This is a genomic window from Chryseobacterium sp. JV558 (assembly GCF_033712365.1).
In the GTDB taxonomy this organism is placed as follows: Bacteria; Bacteroidota; Bacteroidia; order Flavobacteriales; family Weeksellaceae; genus Chryseobacterium.
Genome location: NZ_WJHU01000005.1, coordinates 95,670 through 109,749, shown reverse-complemented (window position 1 = coordinate 109,749; position 14,080 = coordinate 95,670). Strand labels below are relative to the sequence as shown.

The 14,080-nt window shown below is 36.8% G+C and carries 8 protein-coding genes and 1 riboswitch; of the genes, 4 read left to right on the top strand and 4 right to left on the bottom strand.

What is annotated here, in order from left to right; genetic code table 11:
• Positions 1-99 precede the first annotated feature (99 nt).
• Positions 100-810, top strand: a complete 711-nt coding sequence (locus GFU89_RS17735; protein ID WP_318848406.1) for a HesA/MoeB/ThiF family protein — start codon at positions 100-102, stop codon at positions 808-810.
• Between the two features lie 110 nt (positions 811-920).
• Here GFU89_RS17735 and GFU89_RS17730 read toward each other — a convergent pair whose 3' ends face one another.
• Positions 921-3,146, bottom strand: a complete 2,226-nt coding sequence (locus tag GFU89_RS17730) for an outer membrane beta-barrel family protein (protein ID WP_318848405.1) — start codon at positions 3,144-3,146, stop codon at positions 921-923.
• A 119-nt stretch (positions 3,147-3,265) separates the two neighbouring features.
• Positions 3,266-3,363, top strand: a riboswitch (SAM-I-IV-variant riboswitch).
• Between the two features lie 297 nt (positions 3,364-3,660).
• On the opposite strand from GFU89_RS17730, the gene GFU89_RS17725 reads away from it, so the two are divergent.
• Positions 3,661-6,405: a TonB-dependent receptor plug domain-containing protein gene (locus GFU89_RS17725; RefSeq protein WP_318848404.1), complete on the top strand. Its 2,745-nt coding sequence runs from the start codon at positions 3,661-3,663 to the stop codon at positions 6,403-6,405.
• Between the two features lie 112 nt (positions 6,406-6,517).
• Here GFU89_RS17725 and GFU89_RS17720 read toward each other — a convergent pair whose 3' ends face one another.
• Positions 6,518-7,357 (bottom strand): DUF5694 domain-containing protein, encoded by an 840-nt coding sequence (locus GFU89_RS17720; protein WP_318848403.1) that lies wholly within the window; start codon positions 7,355-7,357, stop codon positions 6,518-6,520.
• A gap of 28 nt (positions 7,358-7,385) precedes the next feature.
• On the bottom strand, positions 7,386-9,509 hold the full coding sequence (locus GFU89_RS17715) for a TonB-dependent receptor domain-containing protein (protein WP_318848402.1): 2,124 nt from the start codon (positions 9,507-9,509) through the stop codon (positions 7,386-7,388).
• Between the two features lie 190 nt (positions 9,510-9,699).
• Between GFU89_RS17715 and GFU89_RS17710 the strand changes: the two genes are divergently transcribed.
• Both GFU89_RS17710 and GFU89_RS17705 read left to right on the top strand, forming a co-directional pair.
• Entirely contained in the window at positions 9,700-10,719 is a 1,020-nt protein-coding gene (locus GFU89_RS17710; RefSeq protein ID WP_318848401.1) for a sensor histidine kinase, read from the top strand.
• Positions 10,712-11,386 (top strand): LytTR family DNA-binding domain-containing protein, encoded by a 675-nt coding sequence (locus GFU89_RS17705; protein WP_318848400.1) that lies wholly within the window; start codon positions 10,712-10,714, stop codon positions 11,384-11,386. Before GFU89_RS17710 ends, GFU89_RS17705 begins: the two co-directional genes overlap by 8 nt.
• A gap of 155 nt (positions 11,387-11,541) precedes the next feature.
• Here the strand turns inward: GFU89_RS17705 and GFU89_RS17700 are convergent, their stop codons facing one another.
• Positions 11,542-13,809: an aconitate hydratase gene (locus GFU89_RS17700; protein ID WP_318848532.1), complete on the bottom strand. Its 2,268-nt coding sequence runs from the start codon at positions 13,807-13,809 to the stop codon at positions 11,542-11,544.
• Between the last annotated feature and the right edge of the window lie 271 nt (positions 13,810-14,080).

The window sequence follows — 14,080 nt, the reverse complement described above, 5'->3', positions numbered from 1 at the left end:
GAAATCGAAGATTTTTAAGACAGTATCTTTTTCAAGCGAAGCTCACCTTAACTATTCTTATAAGCTTAAAAAATCTTAATGGTTCAATTATCATAAAGTATGAAAAAAGAAGATCATTTTTCACGGTACAGCCGGCAGATATTTATTGAAGAAATAGGATTGGAAGGACAAAAGAAAATAATGTCTTCCAGAGTCCTTGTTGTCGGAGCCGGAGGGTTGGGAAGTCCAATCATACAATATCTGGCCGCTGCAGGAGTAGGAACACTGGGAGTTGCAGATTTTGATCATGTAGAACTTCATAATCTGAACCGGCAGATCATTCATACTGAAAATAGGGTAGGGTTATCCAAAGTGAAGAGCGCTGAAACATTTGTAAAAGAGCTTAATCATCAGGTTAAATTGATAGGAATTGCGGAAAAAATCAATAGAAATAATGCCGAAGAAATCATTTCTCAATATGATATTATTGTGGATGGCTCAGACAATTTTTCTACAAGATACCTGGTGAATGATACCTGTGTGAAATTGAAAAAAACTCTGATTTATGGGAGTATCTTAGGATTTTCAGGCCAGGTTGCTGTGTTCAATCATAAAGGAAGTAAAAACCTCAGAGATCTGTTCCCGGAACCTCCTTCCGATGAAGATATGCCGGATTGCGACAGTCTTGGTGTTTTGGGAGCTCTTCCTGGAATCATAGGCAGTATGATGGCGCTTCAGACGTTGAAAATTATCACAGATCTTTCGGTGAGTTTAGACCAATTGACACTGGTGGATACGCTGGATTGGAGATTTCAGACGATTGATTTTTGATGTAATATAAACACTAATATCACTAATATTTTCACAAATAACACCATTTTAATATCAATAGAAAGAGGCGGTCACCATTGGTGCCGCCTCTTTTACTTTATCTTAAAGAATTATTGTGCCTGCTGCATTACACCACCGTTATCTTCTTTTTTAGTCTGGTTAAGGATATTTGGATCCTCTTTTGCCAGTTTATTTCTTGTCGGAATTTTATAGTTGATAGAAAATCCGAAATTTCTCGTATCATATTTACTGCTGATCATTACAGGAGTTCCTGATGGCGGGTTAGAACGTACCTGCATCATCTGTCCGTTGAAAATATCATTCGCAAAAACAGAAAGTGTCAGGCGGTTGTTCATAAACTTCTTTGTCAACGTAATATCAAGAGAGTTGTTGAATGGTTTCTCTGCTGTAAAATAAAAGTACCCTGCCTTTGGAGTCAGATAGCTGTAATTGGCTGTCATTTTGATGTCTTTAGGCAAAAGAATCTGAGTCATGATATTGAAAATCCAGAAACCTTTATTGTCCAGATTATCGATTTGATGTTTCTGATAACCGGCATATAAATACATGAAGTTTATTTTATCAGGATTGAAATCAAACTTCATAATCTCACTCAAAGGTTTGCTGAAAATCATAAAAGGAACCGGTAGACCCACGTTGAAATTGTGAATTTTCATATTTGAAATATTCACCTGCTCATTATAGAGTTTTCTTCCGTCTTTTCGGATGATCTGTGCTACCTGATTGCTTGCCGAACTTACGCTATACCCAATAAATGCATAATCAAAAGCCGATACTTTTATTTCATAATTGTCAAAAATAGTAGGCTGTAGATTCGGGTTACCATTTACTTCCGTACTTGGTCCGGAGAACGTTACGTTATTCGGGTTTAGGGCAGAAATACTTGGTAAACTGATTTTTTTGTTATAATTCGCAGCAATATAAACCTGGTTCATCATGTTATACTGCACACTTGCGTTCGGGAAAAGCTTAAATTTATTGAAAGGAATCAAATTAGCTTCCACCAGCTTTGCATCTTTATCAAAATATCTTGTTACCCCGGAAATATCATAGTTTTCAGCACGGGAACCCAATGTGAAATCAAACTTTTTCAGTTTAGCCTGAAATTCTAAATAGGTAGAAGCTGTTTGTCTTTGATATTCAAGATTGGTTAATCCAAAGCTTTCCGTATCATAATCCTGTCTTTCATACAATCCTCCGAAGCTTACCTTTCCACCATCAAGAAGTTTGATAGGCTGGGCATAATCTACTTTGAAGTTAGCAATATTCATTACAGATTCGTTATTCAGAATATCTTTTAAGCCACTCATTGCACTGTTAATTGGCGGATTTGGAGCCGCTGCAAATGTGCCATTTTGAAAGAAGTTGTCCTGAGAAAATTTACTATTCGATCTCGTGTAACCCAACTGGAAATCCAGCTTTTGAGATTTGTCAGCAAAACGTTTCTGATAGGTTACCACTGCTTCCTGTCTCAAACTATTGGTATGAGCTACATCCGAAGAAGTATAAAAAGCTTCTCTTAAATCCTTTGGATTATTCTGAAAAGGTAAATCCCCATGCCCGTCACTTAAAGTATAATTGTCGTTATTGTTGTGATAAATATCGTAGTTTAATAATAATCTGTCCTGACCCAAATCAAACGTCAATCCTGATTTTGCAAAATATCCACGCCCATATCGGTCAGTATGACTTTTCAAAAGTTCATCCTGCTGGCCATTAAGCATACTCTCACGGTAATTTTGACCTACATTCAACTGCCATCCGAAATATTTATTTCTTGCATTTAAATTAACAGAATTGGTCGTTCTGCTTCTGTATTTATCATAATTCGTGAAAGAGTAATTTCCTGAATAAGTAGCTGTTAAATATTTATTGGCATTTTTATTGGTGATAATATTCATGATCGCACCTCCGGAAGTGGCAGGAAATTCTGCACCGGGCTGCGTAATCACTTCAATTCTTTCTACAGAATTGGCTGGCATTCCTTCAAGGAAAGAATTCAATTCATTGGAAGTGATATTCAAAGGTCTTCCGTTAAGATATACTTCCAGCATTTTCCCCTGATACATCATCCCTGCGATGTCGGTAGATACAAGTCCCGGAAGTTTTTTGATCCCTTCCAGAACGTTTCCGTTATTCAGCTGAGGCTGCTCAGAAAAGTCAAAAATAGTACGGTCTGCCTTTTGTTCAACGGCTTTTTTAGTTTTGGTGATAACTACCCCTTCAATTTGTTTCTCCTGAGGTTTATTACCTTTCTCCTGTGAGAAAACAAAAACAGAGCCTAGTAAGGATAAAGCGAAAATCGTTTTTTTCATAATGTTTTTACTGATATCCGGTTAGACGCTGAAAAAGATAATTTGTTACGTTAAAATTGTGAAAATCGAAAAATTAAGCTAAAATTTTTTTTATTTCCGAAATAATTATATCTTTGCCGGGTAATTATCAAGAATCTCTAGATGGGATAGCAACCTGCAAAAACAAGCAAGGTGCTGCAATCGATAAGCCGGATCTTCCGGAAAAAATGTTTATCATTTCTATCATTCTCCCATCTTGAATTTTTGTTTTAAAGTTAAAACCAAATGTTTAAAGACAAGGGAAATCACATTCCATCAGTAATTTTTTATTCTTCGGATCATGAAGTGAATCTTCATTATTCCAATATGTTTTCATGCCATTTCTATATGCGCATGTGTTGTTGTTGCTAGCACTTTCTATTTCTAAAAAATAATACAAACATTCCGATCATCAATGGTAACCTTAAAATTAAGGCTACAGGATTTGTATTGCTCAAAAAACAATTTTTAACAACAAAAGTAAACAACCAACAACATGCATAATTTCAAAACAAAAATATTTATTCCTTCTTTTGCGCTTATTTCTACATTTTATTACGCACAGACGGATACTTTACAATCGAAAAAAATAGAAGATGTGGTGATCCTGGGGTCAAGGGGTTCCGGAAGATCATTAACGGATACACCCGTTCCGGTAGATATCATTAACATATCAAAAATTTTAAAACAAAGCCCGACGAACAATATCAGCCAGGCTTTAAATTATATTGTACCCTCATTTTCATCCACATCACATACCGTCAATGACGGAACTGATTTTGTAGATCCCGCTCTTTTAAGAGGATTGGGACCGGATCAGGTTTTGGTTTTGCTCAATGGGAAGAGAAGATATCAGTCTTCATTGATTAATGTTACCCTTACGCCGGGAAGAGGCTCTGTGGGAACTGACCTTAACGCTATTCCGGCCTTTGCTTTGGATAAAATAGAGGTTTTAAGAGACGGAGCTTCCGCCCAATATGGCTCGGATGCCATTGCAGGAGTTGTCAACCTTGGACTGAAGAAAAGATTAGGACTTTCCGGACAGGTGTTTCTGGGAGGATATGCTTCTCCTGTTGCCAATAATTTCTCCGGAGGAGTGGACGGACAGACTATTTCTGTAGATCTTAATTATGGAGCGAAAATAGGAAAAACCGGATTTATTAACATTACGGGTTCTGCTCAGTACCGCGATCCTTATTCAAGAGCGGGAGTAAGGGAAGGGGATATTTTCAATGCTTATAATGCTATTAATTACAGAGCATCACAGGATGGAGTGAATATTGACGGCTTGTATAAAAACATTACCAACACTTCCAACACCCAGCAGATTATTAATACTGTTAAGCAATATGCAGCCAAGGTAAACTATTTTGCCCCTGATTTTCAAAATCAGATTTCGGGAGCCAGCAGTATTTCCGATCTTCAAAAAATATTGGGTAAAGATTTTACATCCCAGGAACTTAATTACAGAGGATTAGAGAGAAAAGACTTCAGTCTGAGAGCAGGGCAGTCTAAACTACAGTCTGGGCAGCTCTTTTTCAACTCTGAAATTCCTGTGAATGATGATTGGAAAGTATACTCTTTTGGTGGTTATAGTTATCGTCTTGGAAATGCCGGGGGATTTTACCGTCTTCCGAATACGGAAAGAAACATTAATGCAGTTACTCCCAACGGATACCTTCCTCAGATTGAAGCAGCTGTAAACGATTATTCTCTTGCTGCCGGAATTAAAGGAAAATGGAATGGCTGGAATGTGGATTTCAGTAATACATTCGGGAAAAATACCTTTGGTTTTGGAGTGGTAAATACTTTTAATGCATCACTCACAGACGGATCTCCAAGAACCTTTGATGCGGGAGGATCTGAGTTTTCACAAAATACTGTCAACCTGGATTTCTCTAAAAAATATGATGTGCTGAAAGGATTGAACCTCGCTTTCGGAGGAGAATATCGACACGAGAATTATAAAGTAAATGCTGGAAAAGAAAATTCTTATGCTTCTTACGACATTTATGGACGTATAGTAACAGCAAAAACTCCTGAAAATGAAAAAGTAACTGATTTCTTTGGGAAAATAAGACCAGCAGGAGCACAGGTTTTTCCAGGTTTCAGTCCGGAAAATGCAGTATCAGGAAATAGAAACAGTATCGCGGCTTATGCCGATGCAGAGCTGGAGGTTACTGACGGATGGCTGTTGGAAGGAGCTTTGCGATATGAGAACTATTCAGACTTCGGGTCTACATTCAATTATAAGGTGGCTACTAATGTAAAACTGGCTCCCAATCTGAACTGGAGAGGTGCTGTTTCCACAGGATTTAGAGCGCCTTCATTGGCTCAGATCTACTATAGTTCCACTTCTACATTAATTCAGCAGGGGAAAACAACACAGGTAGGTACTTTCAGGAATAATTCTGAGGCAGCACAGGCATTAGGGATTCCAAAATTAAAACAGGAGACTTCACAATCTTACAGCACAGGAATTACCTGGAAGATTCCGACATTAAGACTGACTTTTACGGCAGATGCTTATCTAATAAAGATTAAAGACAGGGTAGTGCTTACAGATCTTTTCTATCGTCCTGATGGTAGTTTTACTCCAGGTTCCGATCAGGCTGTTCTGCAAAGTGCTTTTGATCTTGCAAGAGCAAGTGCTGCCAACTTCTTTGCCAATGCGGTAGATTCTCAGACAAAAGGTTTGGATATTACCATTTCTCAGAATTCAAATATTTCATCGGGGATTTCTTTGGAAAATAATTTGGGAATCAATTTTAATCAGACCAAAAGAATCGGAGATATTCATGCGTCGCCTAAATTGATAAGTCAGATTGATAATTATTTCTCAGAACCTAATAGAGTGTATTTTGAAGAAGCTGTACCGCGCGTAAAAGCTACTTTGTCTAATACTTTAAGAGTTTCCGGATTTACTTTCCTATTACGTAATTCTTTCTTTGGTAAAGTGACTGATGCAGATGTTTTAGATGCTAATTTTGACGGAGTAACAGGAAGTACAGAGCATTTTGTTCTTAATAACCGCTTCGTGACAGATTTATCTGTAGGATATGATTTTAACAAGAATATTTCAGCAACGATCGGAAGCAATAACATACTGAATATATTACCGTCCAAAAGTCCGAATATAAGTTCATTAACGGCTGATAACCAGTTTGTATATTCCAGACAGGTTTCTCAGTACGGTATTGGCGGAAGGTTTTTATTTGCAAGAGTTGAATTCAGATTCTAACAAGTAAAGCTTAGAAAATTTAATAAAAAAACAGAGATGTCTTCTCTGTTTTTTTATATTCTGTTAGCAATAAAAAATAATTTTTTTGGTATAGTTATTTTTATAACTTTCTTTATTTCAATGAAGAAAATTCAATAAAATCGTATTCTGCTGAAGAAGTAAAAAGTTGTCGTAATACCGCCGCATGGCCATTTCCTGCAATCACAAGAATTCTATCTTCGCTGTTGTGTGGTATGTTTTGAATATTGCGGAACATTCTCAGATTTCTGCTGTACCAATAAAGGGCAAGCATATCGGCACCATCATGTTCTCTTAGTTTAAAATCTCCGCTAAGATAGGCACCATATCCGTATTGATGACTTTCTTTTGAATTCATATAAATAAAAGTGTCTAAGAGCGATTTGAAATTCTTAGGTTCAGAACTCTTGAAGAAATTATTAAACTGTTGGGAAAGCGCATCATCACTTCTAAAATCATAATCTTTGCTGAGGTTGTTAAAAAACGTAGAATCTTTTTTCCCAAACTGCTTCTGAAGATCATCCCAAATAGATTCCGCATCAATGCTGAACAGTTCTTTGATTTTAAGTTCATTGGCGATCCTCATAGCAAGCTGATACCGCTCATCTCTTTTGTCCCGGAGTTTGCCTTCGCTGTATTCTTTAAGTTTTTGATTGGCATTCCAGTTTGGCCATGCTTCAATTGCAATTTTAGTGGGCTTAAATTTTTTGATATAATCTACCAGTTCGGTAACTTCTTTTGCCGTTTTTGGTGAAAGTACATCTACCTGATCTTCCTTGCTGGTTGTAAGAGCATCAAGGTTAGGATAATCAAAATGGAAGGAACCTACAACCAGCACTTTAGTCTTTGGATTTTTAAAATAATCTGAAGGCTTTGTTTGAGCAAAAACAGATGTAGAAAGGCATAATAAGAAAATATAAATAATGGTTTTCATAGTATTATTATTTTTTGTTTGTATTCAATTATTGAGCACGGTTTTTCTCTTCAAAATTCACGTCTCTTTTGTTCGATTTTACTTTCTGATTTCCAAAGTTGTATGTAATGCTTAGAGTCATTCTTCTGGCATCCCAATAGTTGTCGAATGACTGTGTATTATCCGTAAAGTACATATCTGCCTTATATCCGGACTGTCTGAAAATATCACTCACCGAAAGATTGACCTGTAATGCTTTTTCTACGAAGCTCATCTTTACTCCTGCATCAATACTGGCACTGTTTCTTGCTGCAGTGTATCCGTCACGTGAAGGCAGATTCTGCCAGTAATTGACAAATAAAAGGAATGTTTTGGCCTTATTCAGCTGGAAAGTATTGTTGAGAGAATAATAGAATGACTGTCCGTTTTTAGGAACCAGGTTAAATCTGGTAATCTGAGTCTCATTATAACTGAACGAAGTGGAGATATTACTTTCCCAGATTTTGAAAAATGTATCCGTGTAGTTGAGATTGATCCCGTAGTTATCCTGATTGTAGTAATTTTCGTAGGTACTGGTAAGATCAATTCCGTTTAAGAAGGAAATCTGGTCAAAATTATTCGTTGTTCTCTGATAATAAAGATTGGCAGAAAATTTATTTTTAAAAATATAATTCAATTCAATATTGTGATTGAAAGAGGGCTGGAGGCTAGGATTTCCTGAATAATAGGTATTCGGATTAGAATACCATCGGAACGGATCTAAAGCCCGGAAATAAGGACGGTTGATTCTTCGGGAATAATTAATGCTGAACTGGTTATTTTCATTGGCTTTGTAAGAAAGATAGGCTGTAGGGAAAAATTTCCCATAATTATTATCGGATTTAGATTGTGTAGTTTGGGAAAAACCATTGGTTTGTGAATATTCATAGCGAAGTCCTGCCTTCACAGACCATTTCTCACCAAGATCTTTGCTGGCACTGATATAAGCAGCATAATTCTTCTCATTATAATCAAAAAGATTACTTTTTTCAGGATCTATAATGTAATTCCCATTGGTGAAATTAAAATATCCGATGTCTGAATTATTAGAAAACTGGCTGTATTTTGCCCCGGTCTCCAGCTGTATTTTTTTGAAGTTTAAAGTTAAATCGGCCTGTCCGGAATAAATTTTATAATCTACCGAAGAAAGATTTTTCACGACCTGCATTGAATTGCTGGCGATATTTCTTGTTGTAAAATTAACTTCCGTATCGGGTAAGTTTCCATAATAATTGGCGCCCAAGCTTAGCTTATGTTCTCCAAATTTCTGATCAAAATAGAGGTTCAGCATTTGGGAAGTGAAAGCAGAACGGTGTTTGGAATCTGTATCTGTTTGTAAAGTGGGAGTGTTTCCGGTGAAATAGTTTTGCTTAGAATTGATATCCATATTGGTATGCCCCTTCGTTATATCATATACCAGACCGATATTGGAATTTTTCGTAAGGGAATAATCAAAATTAGCATTCAGGCCAAGTCCGTCATTCATATCCCTTCTATCATCCTTACTTACGGAAGAGTTTTGGCCGATAATATTATATTTTTCTATTGATCTTTTATCTCCGTCATAGCCCAGCACTTTTACAGAAGCTTTAATTTTTTCATTCTGATAATTGACTCCCGCCACACTAGTGAAAGCAGCATATGTTTTTTGAATATAATTCGTATTCAGATAGCCGCTCCATCCAAGGTTTAGATTCTTTTTAAGAACGATATTGATAATTCCACTGTTTCCCTGAGCTTCATATTTGGCAGGAGGAGTGGTGATTACTTCTATTTTCAGGATATTTTCAGAACGAAGGTTTCGAAGATAATTCATCAGCTCAGATCCGGAAAGATTAAGCATACGGTCATTCACCATTACAGAAACTCCATTTTTTCCGGCAATAGAAAGTAACCCCTTGTTCTCGTCCACTTGAAGTAAGGGTGTTCCTGCCAAAACTTCAGTTCCTGAACTTCCCTGTGAAAGCATAGAATTCTGAACATTATAAACAAGACGATCTACTTTACGCTCTACCAGAACTTTTTTACCATTCACTGCCACTGCTTCAATTGTGTTGATATTGACGGTATCTTTTGTTTGTGCTGTTATAAAAGAACAAACAAGAGTAGTTATAAATAAAAGTTGCTTTTTCATAGGTTATCAATGACAGATTAAATGATGATTGTGTTAAGATTTCTCTGACAAAAGTATAAGAAGGCTCTTTGAAGAGAAATAGCGTTTAGATGAAGGGCATGATTATGCATATCAAAATAGTTTCATCGGAAAAAAACAGCTTTTTATCGAAAAGTGTTGATGAATTGTGTGTAGAGATTTATATTTGAATATGAATAAAAAGCAAATTATCTGGCTTCAGATTTTTTATTGGAGTTTCAATTTTATAGGAAACAACATTACACCTTATTTCTTTTTTCCTGAGCGAAGAGGACTTCAAACGTATGTGCTGAATTTTACTTATTCTATTACTGAAATTTCTACTTTTTACCTTTTGTATCTGGTTATTATTCCGAAGGTATTAAATCTGGAGAAACTTTATTCTGCCGTTTTAGTTTTTTTGATCTCTATTTTAAGCTTTGGTGTAATTCGGTATGGAATTGAAGAAGTACTGCTTCCTATTACCCTTGGTTTCAGAAACTATAATAAAGATACCGGACTTTTATATTATTTGACCGATAATATCTACAATGCTTCACTGACGGTTTTCATTGCTGGGATTCTATGGATCGTGGAGAAATATGGAGTTGCTGAAAATGATAAAAAGCAACTTCTGATTGAAAAAAAACAGGCAGAACTTCAGGCGCTGAAAACCCAGATCAATCCTCATTTTATTTTTAATTCCTTAAATAATATCTATTCCCTTGTCTATCAAAAATCGGATAAAGCATTGCCTGCCATTGAAGAACTTGGACAATTGTTGAGATATAGTACAAAAGATCTCGAAAAAGACTTTATTTCTCTGGATAAAGAGATTGGTTATATTGACAGTCTTATTGCTTTGGAGAAACTTAGAATCAGAAATCCGGAACTATTGCGTATAGAAAAAGATATTCAATATCCTCATCTTAAGATCTCCCCGATGCTGTTGGTTCCTTTTGTTGAAAATGCCTTTAAACATGGCGACTTCCGGGATAAAGGTTTTGCAATGAAAATCTCAGATCATGATAAGGTTCTGCATTTTTATCTTTCAAATTTTAAAGCCCAGAAAATGAAAGATATTGTTTCTGGAATAGGAATTCAGAACGTGAAAAAAAGATTAGAAATATTATATCCTAAACATCAGCTTGAGATCAAAGATTCGGAAACGGAATTTATTGTAGATTTAAAAATTGATTTAAGGGATGAATAAGATAAAATGTATCATCGTTGATGACGAGCCATTGGCCATATCTCTTCTTGAACATTATGTAGAGAAGATACCTTTTCTTGAGCTGGTTTTTTCTACAGAGAACCCTATTCTTGCTTTGGAATATCTTCAGAAAAATGATTCAGACCTCATCTTTCTGGATATTCAGATGCCGGAGCTTACAGGAATCAATTTTATGAAGATCGTAGGAGCTGATCAAAAGTATATTTTGACAACGGCTTATTCAGAATATGCCTTGGAAGGCTATGAACATAATATTGTTGATTATCTTCTAAAGCCGATCTCATTTGAGCGATTTCAGAAGAGCGTAATGAAAGTCCAGGAACGGTTTTCATTTCCACAGGAGGAAAATACCCATTTCTTTGTGAAATCCTCCGGGCAAAGGCATCGCATTGGTTTCAATGAAATTTTATATGTTGAAAGCATCAAAGACTACGTCAATATCCGGACAGAAAGTGATGAGTATATCGTTTTGGATACTCTTAAATCAATGGAAAACCAGCTTTCTGAAAAATTTGTGCGGATTCATAAGTCCTTTATTGTCAATCTGGATAAAATCAAAAGTATTGGAGCTAAAAAAGTTATTCTTCCCGAGTTCGAAATCCCTATCGGAGAGAGTTATAGGGCAGGTCTTCTGGATAGATTATAGTAAAATTGTAAGTTTTGGCTAAGGCCAGATGCATTTATAATTTTAAAAGCGGGCTAAAGTCTGCTCCTATTGAATTTATTAGCAGGAATTTTTGGTATGATAATAAAAAAAGACGACTTCTATTGAAGCCGCCTCTATATTAATCTAACAATTAATTATTTTTCCTGCTTCTTAATAAGGTTAAGGGCAGAACCTGCCTTAAACCAATCAATCTGCTGAGTGTTGTAAGTATGGTTTGCTGTGATAATATCTTTAGTTCCGTCAGCATGTACGAATTCTAATGTCAATTGTTTTCCTGGTGCAAACTGATCAAGATCTAAGAAGTTAACCGTGTCATCTTCCTGGATTTTGTCATAATCAGCTTCATTAGCGAAAGTGATTCCAAGCATTCCTTGTTTCTTAAGGTTGGTTTCATGGATTCTCGCAAATGATTTTACCAATACAGCTTTTACCCCAAGATGTCTAGGCTCCATTGCAGCGTGCTCTCTTGAAGAACCTTCACCATAGTTCTGGTCTCCTACTACGATTGTTGGAATGCCTGCCGCTTTGTAAGCTCTCTGCACAGCCGGAACTTCACCGTATTCCCCGGTAAGTTCGTTTTTAACTTTATTAGTGTCCATGTTGTAAGCATTTACAGCTCCTATCAACATGTTGTTTGAAATATTGTCTAAGTGACCTCTGTATTTCAACCATGGCCCGGCCATAGAGATGTGGTCAGTGGTACATTTTCCGAATGCTTTGATCAATACTTTAGCACCTTCAATGTTTTTGCCATCCCAAGCCGGGAATTCCTCTAACAATTGAAGTCTGTCTGAAGTAGGGCTTACGTTCACAACAACGCTTGAACCATCTTCTGATGGAGCTTGATATCCGTTGTCATCTACCGCAAAACCTTTTTCAGGAAGTTCAAAACCTTTAGGCTCATCAAGTTTTACCTGTTCACCAGCCTGGTTCGTTAAAGTATCTGTAATCGGATTAAAATCTAATCTTCCAGAGATAGCAACAGCTGCTACCATTTCAGGTGAAGCTACAAAAGCATGAGTATTCGGGTTACCGTCAGCTCTTTTGGCAAAGTTTCTGTTGAACGAGTGGATGATAGAGTTTTTCTCTCCTTTTTCTGCTCCTTCTCTGTCCCATTGTCCGATACATGGTCCGCAGGCGTTGGTAAAGATTCTTGCGTTTTCAAATTTTCTGAAAGAATCTAAGAAACCATCTCTTTCCGCTGTGAATTTCACCTGCTCAGAACCTGGATTGATTCCTAAAATAGCTTTTGGTTTTACTCCTTTTGCTACTGCATCTTCTACGATAGAAGCAGCTCTTGATAAATCTTCATATGAAGAGTTGGTACAAGAACCGATAAGAGCCCACTCAACTTCTAAAGGCCATCCGTTAGCCTCAGCTTTAGCTCTGAATTCAGCAACCGGAGTCGCTAAATCTGGAGTGAAAGGTCCGTTTAAGTGAGGTGTAAGTTCAGAAAGGTTGATTTCTATTAATTGATCGAAATATTGTTCAGGGTTTGCATATACTTCCGCATCACCCGTTAAGTGCTCAGCAATTGTATCAGCAGCATCTACCACATCCTGTCTTCCGGTAGCAGCAAGATATCTTCTCATAGAATCATCATATCCGAAAGTGGAAGTTGTAGCTCCAATTTCAGCACCCATGTTACAGATAGTTCCTTTACCGGTAGCAGAAAGAGATTCTGCCCCTTCACCGAAATATTCTACGATGCAGCCTGTTCCTCCTTTTACAGTAAGGATTCCGGCTACTTTTAAGATGACATCTTTTGCGGAAGTCCATCCGTTCATTTTACCGGTTAATTTTACCCCGATAAGTCTAGGCATTTTAAGCTCCCAGGCCATTCCTGCCATTACGTCTACTGCGTCAGCACCTCCTACACCAATAGCTACCATTCCCAGTCCTCCTGCATTTACGGTGTGTGAGTCTGTACCGATCATCATTCCTCCAGGGAAGGCATAATTTTCCAATACAACCTGGTGAATGATACCTGCTCCCGGCTTCCAAAATCCAATTCCGTATTTATCACATACAGAACTCAGGAAGTTGAATACCTCAGAGTTTTTGTTGATACCTTCCTGTAAATCTTTATCAGCACCTACTTTCGCCTGGATCAGGTGATCTGCGTGAGCAGTGGAAGGAACAGCAACTTTAGCTTTTCCTGCCTGCATAAATTGTAAAAGGGCCATCTGTGCAGTGGCATCCTGCATTGCTACTCGGTCTGGTGCGAAGTCTACATAAGAGTTTCCTCTTTCATAGGTTTGTGTAGCATTTCCTTCCCAAAGGTGGGTATAAAGGATTTTTTCTGAAAGGGTAAGAGGTTTTCCCACGATTTGTCTTGCCGCAGCAATTCTTTCAGGGTAACGCTCGTACACTTTTTTGATCATATCAATATCAAAAGTCATATCGTATTTTAATTTTGTTCTTTTTCCGTTTAATGCTTCTTTCTCTGATGTTTGAAAAAGAAAAATCATTTCTTTATACATCAAAAAACGTTCCTATAATCTATAAACAGGACGGTTTTGACTATAATTTCAAGAGATTTTATAACTTTCAATTTAAGAAAAAATAGATTCTATTTTCAAGATTTTATCAGAAAAAAAATGTATTCATCTTAAAATAGAAACATTCTAAACAAAAAATTGGAAGATTTTAAATCCTAAAGGACTAAAATCT

Bases quoted from the DNA above. Each gene is read 5' to 3' on its own strand.
- GFU89_RS17715 (WP_318848402.1), bottom strand. From the start codon at position 9,509: ATGAAAAAGCAACTTTTATTTATAACTACTCTTGTTTGTTCTTTTATA.
- GFU89_RS17705 (WP_318848400.1), top strand. From the start codon at position 10,712: ATGAATAAGATAAAATGTATCATCGTTGATGACGAGCCATTGGCCATA.
- GFU89_RS17720 (WP_318848403.1), bottom strand. From the start codon at position 7,357: ATGAAAACCATTATTTATATTTTCTTATTATGCCTTTCTACATCTGTT.
- GFU89_RS17735 (WP_318848406.1), top strand. From the start codon at position 100: ATGAAAAAAGAAGATCATTTTTCACGGTACAGCCGGCAGATATTTATT.
- GFU89_RS17725 (WP_318848404.1), top strand. From the start codon at position 3,661: ATGCATAATTTCAAAACAAAAATATTTATTCCTTCTTTTGCGCTTATT.
- GFU89_RS17710 (WP_318848401.1), top strand. From the start codon at position 9,700: ATGAATAAAAAGCAAATTATCTGGCTTCAGATTTTTTATTGGAGTTTC.
- GFU89_RS17730 (WP_318848405.1), bottom strand. From the start codon at position 3,146: ATGAAAAAAACGATTTTCGCTTTATCCTTACTAGGCTCTGTTTTTGTT.
- GFU89_RS17700 (WP_318848532.1), bottom strand. From the start codon at position 13,809: ATGACTTTTGATATTGATATGATCAAAAAAGTGTACGAGCGTTACCCT.